Origin of the sequence: Paraburkholderia nodosa DSM 21604 (genome assembly GCF_000519185.1) — a bacterium.
GTDB lineage: Bacteria > Pseudomonadota > Gammaproteobacteria > Burkholderiales > Burkholderiaceae > Paraburkholderia > Paraburkholderia nodosa.
Map to the genome: position 1 here is coordinate 136,394 of NZ_JAFA01000015.1, position 15,831 is coordinate 152,224.

14 protein-coding genes are annotated in these 15,831 nt (G+C 67.8%); 10 read left to right on the top strand and 4 right to left on the bottom strand.

Annotated elements, in window-relative coordinates; genetic code table 11:
* Positions 1-169 precede the first annotated feature (169 nt).
* Together A3CW_RS47220 and A3CW_RS47225 are read right to left on the bottom strand one after the other, a co-directional pair.
* Entirely contained in the window at positions 170-1,732 is a 1,563-nt protein-coding gene (locus tag A3CW_RS47220) for a cryptochrome/photolyase family protein (protein ID WP_081771768.1), read from the bottom strand.
* Positions 1,733-1,821: 89 nt separating this feature from the next.
* Positions 1,822-2,550, bottom strand: a complete 729-nt coding sequence (locus A3CW_RS47225; RefSeq protein ID WP_051481642.1) for a TetR/AcrR family transcriptional regulator — start codon at positions 2,548-2,550, stop codon at positions 1,822-1,824.
* A 97-nt stretch (positions 2,551-2,647) separates the two neighbouring features.
* Here A3CW_RS47225 and A3CW_RS47230 point away from each other — a divergent pair, with 97 nt between their 5' ends.
* Together A3CW_RS47230 and A3CW_RS0122635 are read left to right on the top strand one after the other, a co-directional pair.
* A complete protein-coding gene (locus tag A3CW_RS47230) occupies positions 2,648-4,231 on the top strand; it encodes an MDR family MFS transporter (RefSeq protein ID WP_081771769.1) in 1,584 nt (527 codons plus the stop codon).
* A gap of 259 nt (positions 4,232-4,490) precedes the next feature.
* Positions 4,491-5,795, top strand: a complete 1,305-nt coding sequence (locus tag A3CW_RS0122635; RefSeq protein WP_028205607.1) for an MFS family transporter — start codon at positions 4,491-4,493, stop codon at positions 5,793-5,795.
* 18 nt (positions 5,796-5,813) lie between these two features.
* Here the strand turns inward: A3CW_RS0122635 and A3CW_RS0122640 are convergent, their stop codons facing one another.
* Positions 5,814-7,232, bottom strand: a complete 1,419-nt coding sequence (locus tag A3CW_RS0122640) for an aminotransferase-like domain-containing protein (protein WP_028205608.1) — start codon at positions 7,230-7,232, stop codon at positions 5,814-5,816.
* A 119-nt stretch (positions 7,233-7,351) separates the two neighbouring features.
* Between A3CW_RS0122640 and A3CW_RS47235 the strand changes: the two genes are divergently transcribed.
* The 4 genes from A3CW_RS47235 (at position 7,352) to kch (ending at position 11,099) form a co-directional block, all read left to right on the top strand.
* On the top strand, positions 7,352-8,275 hold the full coding sequence (locus A3CW_RS47235; protein ID WP_051481643.1) for a DMT family transporter: 924 nt from the start codon (positions 7,352-7,354) through the stop codon (positions 8,273-8,275).
* Positions 8,276-8,361: 86 nt separating this feature from the next.
* Complete coding sequence (locus A3CW_RS0122650; RefSeq protein WP_028205609.1) at positions 8,362-8,898, top strand: GNAT family N-acetyltransferase; 537 nt, start codon at positions 8,362-8,364, stop codon at positions 8,896-8,898.
* 123 nt (positions 8,899-9,021) lie between these two features.
* A complete protein-coding gene (locus A3CW_RS0122655) occupies positions 9,022-9,921 on the top strand; it encodes a mechanosensitive ion channel family protein (protein WP_028205610.1) in 900 nt (299 codons plus the stop codon).
* A complete protein-coding gene (gene kch / locus A3CW_RS0122660; protein ID WP_051481644.1) occupies positions 9,918-11,099 on the top strand; it encodes a voltage-gated potassium channel protein in 1,182 nt (393 codons plus the stop codon). Before A3CW_RS0122655 ends, kch begins: the two co-directional genes overlap by 4 nt.
* Before the next feature lie 18 nt (positions 11,100-11,117).
* Here kch and A3CW_RS0122665 read toward each other — a convergent pair whose 3' ends face one another.
* Positions 11,118-11,699 (bottom strand): putative glycolipid-binding domain-containing protein, encoded by a 582-nt coding sequence (locus A3CW_RS0122665; RefSeq protein ID WP_028205612.1) that lies wholly within the window; start codon positions 11,697-11,699, stop codon positions 11,118-11,120.
* A gap of 295 nt (positions 11,700-11,994) precedes the next feature.
* On the opposite strand from A3CW_RS0122665, the gene A3CW_RS47240 reads away from it, so the two are divergent.
* The 4 genes from A3CW_RS47240 to A3CW_RS0122685 all read left to right on the top strand — a co-directional run bounded on the left by A3CW_RS47240 (position 11,995) and on the right by A3CW_RS0122685 (position 15,809).
* Positions 11,995-12,939, top strand: a complete 945-nt coding sequence (locus A3CW_RS47240) for an urea transporter (RefSeq protein ID WP_051481652.1) — start codon at positions 11,995-11,997, stop codon at positions 12,937-12,939.
* Positions 12,940-12,949: 10 nt separating this feature from the next.
* Positions 12,950-13,726 (top strand): class II aldolase/adducin family protein, encoded by a 777-nt coding sequence (locus tag A3CW_RS0122675; protein ID WP_028205613.1) that lies wholly within the window; start codon positions 12,950-12,952, stop codon positions 13,724-13,726.
* A gap of 44 nt (positions 13,727-13,770) precedes the next feature.
* Complete coding sequence (locus A3CW_RS0122680) at positions 13,771-13,959, top strand: 4-oxalocrotonate tautomerase (RefSeq protein WP_028205614.1); 189 nt, start codon at positions 13,771-13,773, stop codon at positions 13,957-13,959.
* 410 nt (positions 13,960-14,369) lie between these two features.
* Positions 14,370-15,809 carry a cytochrome ubiquinol oxidase subunit I gene (locus A3CW_RS0122685; protein WP_028205615.1) on the top strand — a complete coding sequence of 480 codons (1,440 nt, stop codon included), beginning with the start codon at positions 14,370-14,372 and terminating at the stop codon, positions 15,807-15,809.
* Positions 15,810-15,831 lie beyond the last annotated feature (22 nt).

A 15,831-nucleotide genomic window follows, 5' to 3' on the forward strand; every position in this document is an offset into this window, starting at 1 on the left:
CAGGCCGAGTGCCGCGTGGCGACGAGCCCGGTGTCACGCCGGGCGTACGACAACGCGGGCCGTCCTGATAAAGCAATCTTAATGCCGTCCGGTTCCTGCGTGCTGCGAGTGCGCCCATCCGCGCCGCGCACGATAGCCGCATCACAAGACAGCCCGATGACGGCCGCGCTCACGCCTTGCCGCCCTGTTTTGCGTCCTGCTTCGAACCTTGTCGCGAAGCGGTGAGCCCCTTGGCTCTGCCGGTTTGCGCATAGGCTTCGAGTGCACGCTGGCGCGCCAGTTCGTGCTCGACGACAGGTTCTGGATAATTTTTGCCGAGGCGCACGCCCGCCGCCTCGAGTTGCTGCGCGCCGGCCTTCCAGGGCTGGTGCACGAGCGCGTCGGGCAGGCCCGCCAGCTCCGGCACCCAGTGCCGCACATAAGCGCCGCGCGGGTCGAACTTCTGGCCCTGCAGCACCGGATTGAAGATGCGGAAGTACGGCGCGGCATCCACGCCCGAGCCCGCCACCCACTGCCAGTTGGCCGGGTTGCTGGCCGGGTCGGCGTCGACGAGCGTGTCCCAGAACCAGGACTCGCCCGCGCGCCAGTCGATCAGCAAATGCTTGCTCAGGAACGACGCCGCGACCATGCGCACGCGGTTGTGCATCCAGCCCGTGTGCCAAAGCTCGCGCATGCCGGCATCGACGAGCGGGTAGCCGGTCAGCCCGCGCTGCCACGCTTTCAGGCCAGCCGTGTCCTTGCGCCACGGCATGGCGTCGAAAGCGGGACGCAGGTTGCGCGTTGCCAGATCGGCGTAGTGAAAGCGCTGGTAGTGACAGAACTCCCGCCAGCCCAGCTCGCTCGCGAACTTTTCGGCGCTCGCGGCGCGGCGCGCCGATCCACGTCCGTGCGCGTGCTGCGCCGCCCCGAGCGCCGCCCAGACCTGGCGCGGCGAAATTGCGCCGACGGCGAGATACGGGGAGAGGCGGCTCGTGGCGGCGTCGCCGGGTTCGTCGCGCTCGCCGGCGTAGGCGTCGAGGTCGGTGGCGAGGAACGCGCGCAGACGCTCCAGCGCGGCTTCCTCACCCGCTGGCCAGGCCTCGCGCAAGCCGCCCGACCAGTCGGGCGCGCGTGGTGCGAGGCCGAGTGCGTCAAGTTTCGATGCGCGCTGGGTAAGACGTGCTGGCAGCGATTGAAAAATCATCCGTTCGGGCTCGCCTTCCGGCGGCGGCGGATCGCCCATGCGCAGGCAGGCGCGCCAGTAGGCGCTAAAGACTCGGAACGGCTCGCCGGACTGATTGAGCACCGTCCACGGCTCGTTAAGGAGCTGGGCGCTGAAGCTCTCGACGCTGACGCCGCGCTCGCGCAGCGAAGCTTTGAGGGCGCGATCGACCTCGCGTTGCGCCGCGCCGTAGCGGCGGTTCCAGTACACAGCTTGCGCGCCGGTTTCCGTAACGAGGGCGTCCAGAGTAGCCGCCTCGTCGCCCTGCAAGAGCAGCAGGCGGCCGCCGCGGGCAGCCAGCGCCGCTTCGAGCGAGCGCAGCGACGCATGACGCCACCAGCGCGCCGCACCGCCCTCCGGCCGCTCGCCCGAGGCGTGCGGATCGTGGATCCAGACACAGATCAGCGGGAGGCCGCTCGCCGTGGCCTGCGCCAGCGCGGGCTGGTCGGCAAGCCGGAGATCGTCGCGAAACCAGACGATGGCGGGCGCTTGATTGGCACTAACGCGGGAAGAAACGGAAGAAGAAGGCAGACCGGACCTCGACCGGGAAACATTCGCACGGCACTGCGCACGGGCCGTGCCGCAAAGGTCACGGAGCGTACCACGGCGCACGGCGGCGATTAATCCGTATCAATGCCCGTATCGGCGCGTACGTCGACGCGACGAGGCCCCACGCCCTCGGTAATGAGCGCGACCGCATGGCGCGCGATCGCCTCGACACCCACGTGAGGCTGCTGCGCGTCGCCGCGCCACATCTGGCTGGTGGCGAGCGGCAGCAGCGTGAGGCCCATCAGCGACTGGAACAGCAGCGAAGGCTCCAGCGCCGCGTTGAGCCGGCCCTCGCGCTGCCAGCGCGCAATTGCCGTGTGGGCCGTTTCCTGGTGCTCGCGGCCGAGGCGCTCGAGCATGCGCTGGCGCAGCACGCCGCCCTCGCTGATGACGTCGCGCACCCACAGCGGCGGAAACCAGGGATTGCGCTGCCCCAACGCCACGAAGCGCTGCGCGAGCGCGGTGAGCGCCGCCACGGGATCGTCGGGATGCTCCGCGAAGATGTCGCCAAGCGCCTCGCGCAGCGGCACGAAACGCTCGTCGATCAGCACGTCGATCAGTTGATCGCGCGTCTTGAAGTAGTAGTGGACCATCGCGGGCGTCACGCCTGCCTCGCGGGCGATGGCGGCAAGCGACGTGTCGAGAATGCCCTGGCGCGCAAACAATGCAAGCGCCGCGTCGATCAGACGCGCGCGCTGCTCCGCCCCGCCCACGCCGCCACTCGGCCGGCCGGGACGGCGGGCGGCGGGCCGGCCTGATGTGCCGCCTGCGCTGTCGAGGGTGGGTTCTGGCACTTTCATGGATGTTTTATCGGGTAACGAATTGAATTTTGACCAACTGGAACAATTGTCCTAATATTAACCTCCGAATTAATTAATTTCAAGGCAGATGGACACGATGGAACCCAGCACGAACCACCCTGTTCCCGCTACGGCGGGGGCTGGCGCTCACGCGAAAGCGGCGGCGCTGGCGTCGGGCCCGGCGGCTGCCGATACCGGCGGTCACCCGCGGGAAGGCCACCCGCCGATCCGGCTGCTGTTTCCGGCGCTCCTGCTCGTCATGCTGCTGGCCGCGCTCGACCAGACCATCGTTTCGACGGCGCTGCCCACCATCGTCGGCGAGCTGGGCGGGCTCGACCGGCTCTCGTGGGTCGTCACGGCCTACCTGCTCACCTCGACGATCGTCGTGCCGCTCTACGGCAAGTTCGGCGACCTGTTCGGGCGCAAGATCGTGCTGCAGGCCGCCATCGTGATCTTCCTGATCGGTTCGGCGCTTTGCGGCGTGGCGCAGAACATGGAACAGCTCATCGTGCTGCGCGCCCTCCAGGGGATCGGCGGCGGGGGCCTGATGGTCGTGACGATGGCCGCCATCGGCGACGTGATCCCGCCCGCGCAGCGCGGCAAGTATCAGGGCATGTTCGGCGGCGTGTTCGGCATCGCCACGGTGATCGGGCCGCTGCTCGGCGGCTTTCTCGTCGAGCATCTGTCGTGGCGCTGGATTTTCTACATCAACCTGCCGCTCGGCGCGATCGCGCTCGTCGTGATCGGCGCGGTGTTCAAGCCGCGCGCCGCACACGTGAAGCACGTGATCGACTACATGGGCGCGGGCTGGCTCGCCGCCGCCCTCACCTGCCTGATCCTCTTCACGAGCGAGGGCGGCTCGCTGCTGCCGTGGACTTCGCCCACGCTCTGGCTCACGCTGCTGCTTGGCATCGTCGCCGTGGCGGGCTTCATCCACGAGGAAAAGCACGCTGCCGAGCCCATCATCCCGCTCGAACTCTTTCGCGAGCGCACCTTCGTGCTCGCGAGCCTGATCGGCTTCATCGTGGGTGTGTCGCTGTTCGGCTCGGTCACGTTCCTGCCGCTCTATCTGCAGGTGGTGAAGGGCTCGACGCCCTCGCAGGCCGGCATGCAGATGCTGCCGATGATGGGCGGCGTGCTCGTGATGTCGATCATCACGGGCCGCATCATCAGCAAGATCGGCAAGTACCGCATGTTCCCGATTGCGGGCACGGCGCTCGTGGCCGTGGCGATGATGCTGCTCGCGCGCCTGCGGATCGACACGCCCATTCACCTCATGTATCTCTACATGGGCCTGCTCGGCTGCGGCCTCGGCATGGTGATGCAGGTGCTGGTCCTCGCCGTGCAGAACGCTGTGGAGTTTCGCCACATGGGCGTGGCCACGTCGGGCGCGACGCTGTTCCGCTCGATTGGCGGCTCGGTGGGAGTGGCCGCGTTCGGCGCCGTGTTCTCGCATGGGCTGAACGCGCGGCTCGAAAAGGTGCTTACCGCCGGCGTGGAACTGCCGCAGCCGCTTACGCCCGACGTGATCCACCATCTGCCGCCCACGCTGCACGCGCAGTATCTCGACGCGTTCGCCGGCGCGCTGCACACGGTTTATCTCTCGGCTGCGGTCGTGGTGGTGTTCTCGTTCGCGCTGTCCTGGCTGCTGCGCGACGTGCCGCTGCGCAAGCAGCATTGAGCGCGTTTCCCTGATTTTTCCCTTCCAGCCAGCGGCTCCCCGCTGGCTTTTTTGTGCCTCGCGAACCGGCATTACATCGACCTGATGGGGCCTGATGGAGCCCGTTCGCACCACCATTACATTTTCCACACATTTAATTACAGTTAGCTAAAATCGCGGGCATCGCGCGCCGGGACCCGGCGGCGCGCGTTCCAACTCTCGCGACGGCCGCATGACGGCCGCTCGCCACAAAACACACAAACCAGGAGAAGACCCGCCCATGGACGTCCAGACCGACCAAACCACGCTATCCGCGCAAGACACGAGGCGACGCGTATTCGCCATCGTCGGCGCCTCGTCGGGCAATCTCGTCGAGTGGTTCGACTTCTATATCTACTCGTTCTGCGCGCTGTATTTCGCGCCCGCGTTCTTCCCGAGCGGCAACACCACCACGCAGTTGCTCAACACCGCCGGCGTGTTCGCCGCGGGCTTCCTCATGCGGCCCATCGGCGGCTGGCTGTTCGGCCGCATCGCCGACCGCCACGGCCGCCGCACCGCGATGATGATCTCAGTGCTCATGATGTGCGGCGGCTCGCTCGTGATCGCCATGCTGCCCACCTACGCGCAGATCGGCGCGTTCGCCCCGTTCCTGCTGCTGCTCGCGCGGCTCTTCCAGGGGCTGTCGGTGGGCGGCGAGTACGGCACGAGCGCGACCTACATGAGCGAGGTCGCGCTCAAGGGCCGGCGCGGCTTCTTCGCGTCGTTCCAGTACGTCACGCTGATCGGCGGCCAGCTCTGCGCGCTGCTCGTGCTCGTGATCCTGCAGCAAACGCTTTCCACCGAAGAACTGAAGGCCTGGGGCTGGCGCATTCCGTTCGTGGTCGGCGCATTCGCCGCGCTGATCTCGCTCTATCTGCGCAAATCGCTCGACGAAACCTCGACGAACGAGTCGCGCCACAAACGCGACGCGGGCACGATTCGCGGCGTGTGGCAGCACAAGGGCGCGTTCTTCACGGTGGTGGGCTTCACGGCAGGCGGCTCGCTGATCTTCTACACGTTCACGACCTACATGCAGAAGTACCTCGTGAACACGGCCGGCATGCACGCGAAAACCGCCAGCAGCGTGATGACCTGCGCGCTCTTCGTCTACATGCTGATGCAGCCGGTGTTCGGCGCACTGTCCGACAAGATCGGCCGCCGCACGTCGATGATCCTGTTCGGCGCATTCGCGGTGATCGGCACGGTGCCGCTCATGCACGCGCTCAAGGACGTGTCGAGCCCGGTGGCCGCGTTCGCGCTGATCACGGTGGCGCTGGCGATCGTCAGCTTCTACACGTCGATCAGCGGCCTCATCAAGGCCGAGATGTTCCCGCCCGAAGTGCGCGCGATGGGCGTGGGCCTCTCGTACGCGGTGGCCAACGCGCTGTTCGGCGGCTCGGCCGAATACGTCGCGCTGTGGTTCAAGTCCGTCGGCAGCGAGTCGACGTTCTACTGGTACGTGACCGCGTTGTGCGCGATTTCGCTGATCGTCTCGTGGCGCATGCGCGATCCGTCGAAGGAAGGCTATCTGCGTCACGAACCGTAATGCACGGGCGCGGCCGCTTCATGCAGGCTGCGCCACCCGCTCCATCGCACGCTGCAATGTTTCGTAGACCTTCGGACGATTGCACTGCGAAACATTGAAGCGCAGAAAATCGCCCGCGCTGCGCGACACGCTGAACACGTTGCCCGGCGCGAGCACCACGCCTTCCACCAGCGCCTCGCGCGCGATCTGTGCGGCGTCGAGTCCATCCGGCAATTGCGCCCATACGAATAGTCCCGCCTGCGGACGCGTCCATGCGGTCAGGCCCAGCGCCGCGAGCCGCTGCAGCGTTTCGCCCATGGCGTCGGCGAGCTTCACGCGCAAGCCGTCCAGGTGCCGCCGATAGGTGCCGTCCACGAGCAGGCGATGCACGAGTTCCGCCACCATCTCCCCATTGCCGAACGAGACTGCGAGCTTGAGATCCACGAGCGGCTCGATCCAGTCGGCGCGCGCCGCGATGAAACCGCAGCGCGCCGCCGCCGACATCGTCTTCGAAAAGCTGCCGATCGTCACGACGCGCGCTAGCCCGTCGAAGGCCGCGAGGCGCGGCGCGGGCTCGATCTCGAAGTCGGCGAAGATATCGTCCTCGACGATCAGGAGGTCGTGTTCCTCCGCGAGCTTGAGCAGGCGATGCGCGACGGCGGGCGCGAGCGTCGCGCCAGTGGGGTTGTGGACCGCCGAGTTCGTCACGTAGAGGCGCGGGCGCGATTCGGCCAGCGTGCGCTCGAACGCGGCGAGATCCGGGCCCGTCGGCGTGTACGGCACGCCGACCACGCGCACGCGATGCGCGCGCAGCAGCGCCTGGAAATTGAAGTAGCACGGGTCGTCCACGAGCACGGTGTCGCCCGGCTCCAGCAGAAAGCGGCACAGCAGGTCGAGCGCCTGGGTGCCGCCGTCGGTCAGCACGATCTGCCCGGGCGCCGCCTCCACGCCGTGCTGGCCGAGCCGCCATGCCAGCTGCTGGCGCAGCGCCGGCAGGCCGAGCGGCGAGGCGTAATCGGTGAGCGGCGCGCGCGGGTCGCGTGCGAGGGCGCGCAGTGCGCGCCGCACGGCGTCCTGCGGCAGCCACGAGGCGGGCAGCCAGCCGCAGCCGGGCCGCAGCGCGTCGGCGTCGGTCTGCAGCGACTGGCGCGTGAGCCAGAGCGGATCGATCTCGCGGTCGAGCTGCGGCCCGAGCGCGGCGAGCGCGAGCGGCGGCGCGTGCCCGGCCACGAAAAATCCGGCGCCGCGCCGCGCGACGAGCACGCCTTCGGCGACGAGGCGCTCGTAGGCCTCCACCACCGTCGAGTTCGACACGCCAAGCTGCTCGCTCATCGCCCGGATGGACGGCACGCGCGCGCCCGCAGCCAGCGAGCGCGCGGCAATGCGCTCGCGCAGCGCCTGCATCACCTGCTCGACGCGCGTCATGGGCAGGGCTTGCGCCCTCGCTCTGTCTTTCATCTGTACTGCTCCGTGTTCAATACAGTTTGAACAAATTGTACTGATCTGTAGCTTACCCTCGCGCGGCGCGGCGCGCATCATCGGGGATCGATCTCCGATCTTCCCTCTTGCCCAAGCCCATGCGCAAAACGCTCGATTCCACCACCGACGGCTGGCTCTGCGGCCTCGCAGGCGTCCTCATCTTCAGCGGCTCGCTGCCCGCCACGCGGCTCGCCGTGCTCGGCTTTGCCCCCGTGTTCCTCACCAGCGTGCGCGCGACCATCGCGGGTATCCTCAGCGTGCTGCTGCTTGTTGCGCTGCGCGCGGCGCGGCCCGCGCGCGCCGAGGTCTGGCCGCTCGTCATCGTCGCGCTCGGCGTCGTGGTGGGCTTCCCGCTCCTCACGGCGCTCGCGCTCCAGCACGTGAGTTCGGCGCACGCCATCGTGTTCGTCGGCTTGCTGCCGCTCGCCACGGCCGGGTTCGGCGTGCTGCGTGGGGGCGAGCGTCCGCAGCCGGCCTTCTGGATCTTTTCCGCGGCGGGTAGCGCCGCCGTGGTGGCGTTCGCGCTGCGCCACGGCATCGACGCCTCGCCGCTCGGCGACGCGCTCATGCTCGGCGCGATCGTCGTGTGCGGGCTCGGCTATGCGGAAGGCGCGCGGCTCTCGCGGCGCCTGGGCGGCTGGCAGGTGATCTGCTGGGCGCTCGTGATCTCGCTGCCCCTGATGGCGCCGCTCGCGTGGTGGCTGCGGCCCGCTTCGCTCGCCGCAGTGGGCGCGGCCTCGTGGTGGGGGCTTGCCTATGTGTCGCTCTTCAGCATGCTGATCGGCTTCGTATTCTGGTATCGCGGGCTCGCGCTCGGCGGCATTGCGGGCGTTGGGCAGTTGCAGCTGCTGCAGCCGTTTTTCGGCTTCGTGCTCGCGGCGCTGCTGCTGCACGAGTCTGTGCCGCCCGCGATGATCGCCGTCACCGCCGTGGTGATCGCGTGCGTGGCAGGCGCGCGGCGCTTCGGGCGCGCGAGCGGCGCTTCCGCTGTCGCGAATCGCGCGGGCACGCAGCGCGTCTAGGTCGGGCTTTTTTGGCGCGCTTCAAAAGCGCGCCCGCGCGAGGCATAGTGAGGAACGCAAACCTCCTTCGCGCCTCGCTCCAGCCGATGAATCCACACTCCGACGCGCTCGTGCGCGACGCCACCGCCGACGACTTTCCCGCCATCGCCGCGATCTACGCGCACCACGTGCTGCACGGCACGGCGTCGTTCGAGGAGACGCCACCCTCGCTCGACGAACTCCTGCGCCGCCACGCCGCCGTGCGCGAACACGGCCTGCCCTGGCTCGTCGCCGAGATCGACGGCCGCGTGGCGGGCTACTGCTACGCCACGCCCTACCGGCCGCGGCCGGCGTACCGCTTCACGGTCGAAGACTCGATCTATATCGACGAGGCGTTTCGCGGCCGCGGACTCGGCCACACGCTGCTTGATGCGCTGATCGAGCGCTGCGAGGCAGGCCCGTGGCGGCAGATGATCGCCGTGGTCGCCGACCCGCGCGGCGGCTCGCTCAAGCTGCACGAGCGCCTGGGCTTCGCGCTGACCGGCACGCTGCGCGGCGTAGGCTTCAAGCACGGCGAGTGGCGCGACACCGCGCTCATGCAGCGCACGCTCGGGCCGGGCGCGGATACTCCGCCCAAGGGCTGACGCGCGACGCTCAAACGCATCGCGGCACGCCACGCGCGCGCCGCAAGCGAAACGCCGCTCGTACAATACGTCCTTTCGCAACGGAGCCAGACCCAAGGCTCCGCAGACAAGGACTGATTCGCCATGCAACCCCTCCTCGAACACCTGAACCCGGCCAACTGGGGCTTCCTGTGGGACGCGCTCTCCGCGCTCGCGCTGCGCCTGTGCGCGGCAGCGGCAATCCTCTGGTTCGGCTGGTGGTTCTCCCGGCGCGTAGCCAACTGGATCGCGCGGCGCGGCGGCGGCATCGACCCCACGCTGCGCCCCATCGTGCGCGACACCGCCGTATGGGGCGTGCGCCTCGTCGCCGTCATCGGCGCGCTCTCGCAAATCGGCATCCAGACCGCCAGCATCGTCGCAGTGCTCGGTGCGGCCGGTCTCGCGATCGGTCTCGCGCTGCAGGGCACGCTGCAGAACATCGCGGCCGGCATCATGCTGTTGCTGCTGCGGCCGTTCAAGGTGGGCGACTATATCGACGGCGGCGGGGGGAGCGTCGCGGGCACCGTGGAGGCCGTGAACCTCTTCACCACGCGCCTCACGAAACCCGACGGCATCTGCGAATACGTGCCGAACGGCGCGCTATGGAGCAATTCGATCCGCAATTTCAGCCGCAATCCCACGCGCCGGCTCGACCTCGAAGTGGAAGTGTCGGTGCGCGACGACGTGAATCGCGCCATCGACGCGTTGCGCACGCTCGCCGCCGCCGACCCGCGCGTGCTGGCCTCGCCCGCGCCCCAAGTGATGGTGACGCGCTTCGACGACAGCACCGCCGTGCTCAACATTCGTGTGTGGTCGAACATCGACACCTTCTGGGACATGCGCTGGGAGCTTTCGCGCAAGGTGCGCCAGGCGCTCAATGACGCGCAGTGCTCGCTGCCCCTGCGCACGCGCGAGCTGCACATCGTGCAGACGCAACCGGCGGAACCCGAGCACCCGACGCAATCGACGCAATCGACGCAATCGACGCAACAAGCGCAGCAATGAACGCGTACGCGCGCCGCCTGCGCGGCTACGCCAGAGGGCTCGTGCCGCACGGCTACCTGGCCTTGCTGCTGGTGATCGACGGCCTGCTGCTGGTGCGCCCGGTCGCGCAGAAAGCGCTCGAACACGCGCGCGGCAACTGGTTCGACGACTGGATCACGCTCATCAACGCGTTCGGCGTACTCGCGCTGCCCCAGGCGCTCGTTGCGACCGGACTCACGATGATGTCGTTCGGCATCGCGCTGCGGGCGCGCGTGGCGTGGGTGCTTTCACTGGTGCTGCTCGCCGGCGCAGCCAGCATCTGCCTGTGGGGCGACTATCGCAGCCACGCGCTCGCCGGCTTCTCGCTCGCACTCGCCTGCGCGCTGATCTACTACTGGCGCCACTTCGATCGCGCGAGCGTCGCCGTGGGCTCGTTGTTCGCATTCCTGAGCATTGGCTCGTTGGTCGTCTATGCGGTGTTCGGCTCGCTATACCTCGGCGACGACTTTGCGCCGCCGATTCGCAATCTCGTCACGGCGTTCTATTTCTCGATCGTGTCGATGTCCACGGTCGGCTACGGTGATATCGTGCCGCGCACGGACACCGCCCGGCTTTTCACGGCTTCGATCATCGTGCTCGGCATCACCGTGTTCGCGACTTCGATCAGCGCCGTGATCGGGCCCGTGATCGGCGGCCATTTGAAACGCATCGTGAAAGGAGGCATTTCCAACGTGACCCGCAAGAACCACTATCTGATCGTCGGCGCGTCGCCGCTCGCGCATAGCGTGTACGCGGGGCTCCTCAAGCGCGGCTACACGGCGACCGTGATCGTCGCGCCGAATACGCCGCACAACTATCCGCCAGAGGCCGATCTCATCGTCGGCGATGCGAGCGACACCGCCACGCTGCACAACGCGGGCGCCGAAACCGCGCTCGCCGCGCTCGCGCTGCGCTCGGACGACGCCGAGAACGCCTTCGTGATTCTCGCGATCAAGGAGATCGCGCCGAAGGTGCGCACCGTGGCGCTCGTCAACGACAGCCGCAACGTGCAGCGGCTGCGCCTGTTGCAGCCGGACATGGTGTTTTCGCCGCAACTGCTCGCGGGCGAACTGCTCGCGCGCACGCTCAACAACGAAACCATCGACAACACGCTGGTCGAACAGTTGCTGTTCGGCAAGAGCGCGGGCGGCGCGGCGTAAGCGTCTGGTCGCCGCCTTCTATCGGTCCGGCAGCGGCAGGCGCCGGAACAGCGTGGGATAGTCGATCACGAGCCCGTCTTCGTCCACGCGCAGGTTCGCCGTGAAGTCGCGAAAGATCCCCTCGTAGCGATACTCGCGGTCGCGCTCGATGCACACATAGGCCTGCTCGACGGGCTTGGGCTCCAGCTCGGGCGCGGCGATGTACGCCACGCGGATCGGCTGGCGCTCGCCGCGCGCGAGGCCCAGACGCCGGATCGGCAGTGTGTTCGTGTACGGCGTCGCGGCGATGTCGATGTCGATGCAGCCGTTGAGCGCTTCCAGTGCGCGCCCCTCGCCGTCGGTCCAGTGGCCCTTGCCGTCGCTGTGGAGCACGAGCGAGCCGCCGCCCATCACGCGAAACGCCGCCCAGCGCACGCGCCAGTGCGCGTCGCACTCGATGGCGTAGCACAGGCCATACGACTTGCCGTAGCGCTCGCCGACGACCACGCTTTCCGCGCGGATCGTGTCGCCTTTTTCGCCAAATTTCGGGCCGCAATGCGCATCGAACGCCAGATGCTCAATGCCCTCGCCCGTCTCGGATGCCCAACGCACTTCACGCATCGTTCGCCTCCCATGCAAAGCTGTCGACCAGAGTTAGTGCTTTAGCACTTACTCTGGTCCCATGCAAAGCCGTCGACCAGAGTTAGTGCTTTAGCACTTACTCTGGTCCCGTGCAGAGCCGTCTCTGGATGACCATCGGAACCGCCTTGCGCATATCGTAACCCGGCGACAAATAGCGACTATCAACCCACGCGCATGCGCGAGGCGGTCTGCATCGCCTATGCTCGCACTCTGGCCGGCCGTGCGCCTCGCACCGGGGCCGCACCTGCCCGTACCCGCACGTTACGCCTTCGCCATGTCCGCCCGATTTTCCGCCGCTGCCGGCGCCACTGCCGATACCGCCGCCGTTGGCGCGCTGTCGCGCAGCCTCGGCCAGATCGTGCTGCAGGCGCATGCGGGAACGGGCGCGTGCCTGCTCGCGGCGCTCGCGCTCACCGACCGGCGGCTGGCTTTCGCCGCCCTGCTCGGCGCCGCGGCGGCCAACGTCTGCGCGGTCGTGGCGGGCCACGCAGAAGCGGCGATCCGCGACGGCCTCGCCGGCTACAACGGTGCGCTCGCCGCGCTCGCGGCATTCACCTTCGTCGGCGATGCGGGCACGGCGGCGGCGCTCGCGCTGATCGCGGGCGGTGCGAGCGCGTGGCTCGCCGGGCCGCTGAACCGCCGCCTCGCGCGCGCCCGGCTCGGCCTGTACTCCGTGCCCTGCCTCATCGCGACCTGGATCTGGCTGCCGCTGCACCCCGGCAGCGCTCCCGTCGCCAGCGCAATCGCCGCAGCACCGCTGGCCCCACACGGCACCCCGCTCGCAGCCGCCGCACACGCCGCCGCCGGTGTGTTGAGCGGCCTCGCGCAAACCACCTTTGCATCGGGCGCGGTGGCAGGCCTATGCGTGCTCGCGGGCCTCGCCTGGTCGTCGCGGCGCGCAGCCGCCTACGCGCTCGGCGGCGCGGCGCTCGCGAGCGCGCTCGAACTCGCGTGCGGCGCGAGCCCGGACGCGTTCACCGCGGGCCTCGCCGGCTTCAACGGCGCGCTGGCCGCGCTCGCGGTCTGCGCCCTCGGCACACGCGCCACGATCTGTGCGACCATGCTCGCCGCGGCCCTGCATCTGGCCGCCGTGCGCTGCGGATTGCCTGCGCTGACCGCACCGTTTGTGCTAGCAAGCTGGAGCGTGCACGCGGCGGCGCGGCGCCTGCGCGCGCGAACTGCGTCTTCCACGCCGTCTGAAGAGTCCATCGTCCGCTGAAGGAATCGCCATGTCTTTCGCCCATCGCCCGACGAGCACCTGCGCCGAGACCGCGCCGCGCTCCGCCGCGGAGCAGCAACTGCGCGTCGATCTCGCCGCCGCTTACCGCCTCATCGCACTCAACGGCTGGGACGACCTCATCTACACGCACGTCTCCGCCGCCGTACCCGGCGAGTCGGGCCGCTTCCTCATCAATCCGTTCGGCCTCGCCTTCGACGAAGTGCGCGCCTCGAACCTCGTGAAGATCGACACCGAAGGCCGTATCGTCGGCGCAAGCGAGCATCCCGTGAACGCCACCGGCTTCGCGCTGCACGCGGCTGTCCATCTCGCGCGGCCCGACGCCGTGTGCGTGATGCATCTGCACAATACGGCGGGCATCGCCGTGTCGATCCAGCGCGACGGCCTCCTGCCCGCCTCGCAGCACGCACTGCGCTTTTACGGCCAGCTCGCGTGGCACGACTACGAAGGCCTCGCGTTCACGCCCGCCGAAGGCACGCGCCTCACGGCAAGCCTCGGCGCGCACCCGGCCATGCTGCTGCGCAATCACGGCACGCTCACCACCGGCCGCACGGTGGCCGAAGCTTATGTGCTGATGGCGACGCTCATCAAGGCCTGCGAAATCCAGTTGCAGGCGCAGGCCGGCGGCGTGCCGCTCGTCGTGCCGCCGCCCGAGGTGGCCGAACACACGGCCGAGCAGTTGCGCGACGGCGGCGCGATCGAAGGCGTGCTCGAATGGCCGGCGCTGCTGCGCAAGCTCGATCGCATCGATTCGTCATACCGCGACTGATCGCGCCCATTTCATCGCTTCGCTAACTTTTCAAGGAGACTCGCATGCCGACATTCCACATCGAAATGTTCGAAGGCCGCAGCGTCGAACAAAAACGCCAGCTCGCCGCCGCCCTGACCGAGACCACGTGCAAGGTGCTCGGCGTCGAACCGCAATCCGTCGACATCATTTTTCACGACGTGAAGCCGGAAAACTGGGCGACGGCCGGCAAACTGTGGAGCGATCCACGCTAAAGCCGCCATTTCCATCGCATTCCTGATCTTTTTCGCCTGGCGTCGCACGCACCGCTCGCGCCGCCAGGCGCGCCTGACTTCTCCCCCGCACGAGTCCTGACGCCGCTCTCCGAGGCACATTGCCGCACCCCATGCGGTTGCGCGGTGTATTGACGCAGCGCGACACCCTTCGTACGTCCCCTCCGCAAAACGAGCGTTTAATCTAAATTGATCTGTATCAATGCGTTAGCGCATGTTTTCGTCTCATTGATATTGACGACTGCGACACGCTGGCGCACGTCGCAGTGCAGCAAAACTGCCGCCGTTCCCCTACGCTTACGTCCATTGCACGAGAAGCGCAGCGCCCCCACTGCCTCGCCGTGCGGCGTTTCTTCCGCGCTTTTCCCGGTAAGCAAGCAACAGGCACGCACATGCACACGTCACTATCCGCCTTCGACCTGGCCCGGCTGCAGTTCGCCTTCACCGTCTCGTTTCACATTGTCTTTCCGGCGCTCTCCATCGGCCTCGCGAGCTTCATCGCCGTACTCGAAGCCTGCTGGCTCAAAACGCGTCAACCGTTCTACAAGGACCTCTGCCTGTTCTGGTCGAAGGTCTTCGCCGTGGCGTTCGGCATGGGCGTCGTGTCCGGCGTCGTCATGAGCTATGAGTTCGGCACCAACTGGTCGGGCTTTTCGTCGTTCGCGGGCCCCATCACCGGACCGCTGCTGATGTACGAAGTCATGACCGCGTTCTTTCTCGAAGCGGGCTTCCTCGGCATCATGCTGTTCGGCTGGAACCGCGTGAGCCCGCGCGCCCACTTCGGCGCAACGCTGATGGTCGCCATCGGCACGCTCATTTCCACGTTCTGGATCCTCGCCTCGAATAGCTGGATGCAGACGCCGCAAGGCTTCAAGATCGTCGATGGCCACGTCGTGCCGGTGGACTGGTTCAAGATCATCTTCAATCCGTCGTTCCCGTACCGTCTCGCGCACATGGCGATCGCCGCGTTCATCGTGGCCGCGCTCGTGGTGGCCGCGAGCGGCGCGTGGCATCTGCTCAAGGGGCGGCGCGACCCCGCCATCAAGAAGATGTTTTCGATGGCGCTCGGCCTGCTGCTCGTGCTCGCACCGGTGCAAGCCTTCGTGGGCGATGCGCACGGCCTGAATACGCGCGAATATCAGCCCGCCAAGATCGCCGCGATCGAAGGCATCTGGGACACCGAACAAGGCGGCACCGCGCTCAATCTGTTCGGCATTCCCGACATGCAGGCCGAGACGACGCGCTACGCCGTTTCCATTCCGCACCTGGGCAGCCTGATCCTCACGCATAGCTGGGACGGCGAGATCAAGGGCCTCAAGTCCTTCCCCGCCGACGAGCGGCCCAATTCGCCGCTGCTGTTCTGGAGCTTCCGCGTCATGGTCGGCTTAGGGCTCCTGATGATTCTGCTCGGCGTGACCGGCTGGGTGCTGCGCCGCCGCGGCACGCTCTACGAATCGCGCGGTTTCCAGCGCTTCGTGCTCGCCATGGGACCGACGGGCTTCATCACGCTGCTCGCGGGCTGGGTCACGACCGAGGCCGGCCGTCAGCCCTGGGTGGTCTACGGCGTGATGCGCACGGCGCAAGCGGTGTCGCCGCTCACGGCGCAACAGGTGGGCGTTTCGCTGATGGCGTTCGTGGCGGTGTACTGCCTCGTGTTCGGCACGGGCATCTACTACCTGCTCAAGCTTCTGCGCAAAGGTCCTGCGCTGCCCGAGACCAAACCACATGCGCCCCGCGAGCCACGTGAACCGCGCGTGGCCCATCCTGCGCTCGCTGTGGGTCAGACCGCGCGCCGCCCCATGTCCGCCGCCGATCAGCTGATCGACGCCTGAGGCTCCCCGCATTCATCGTTAC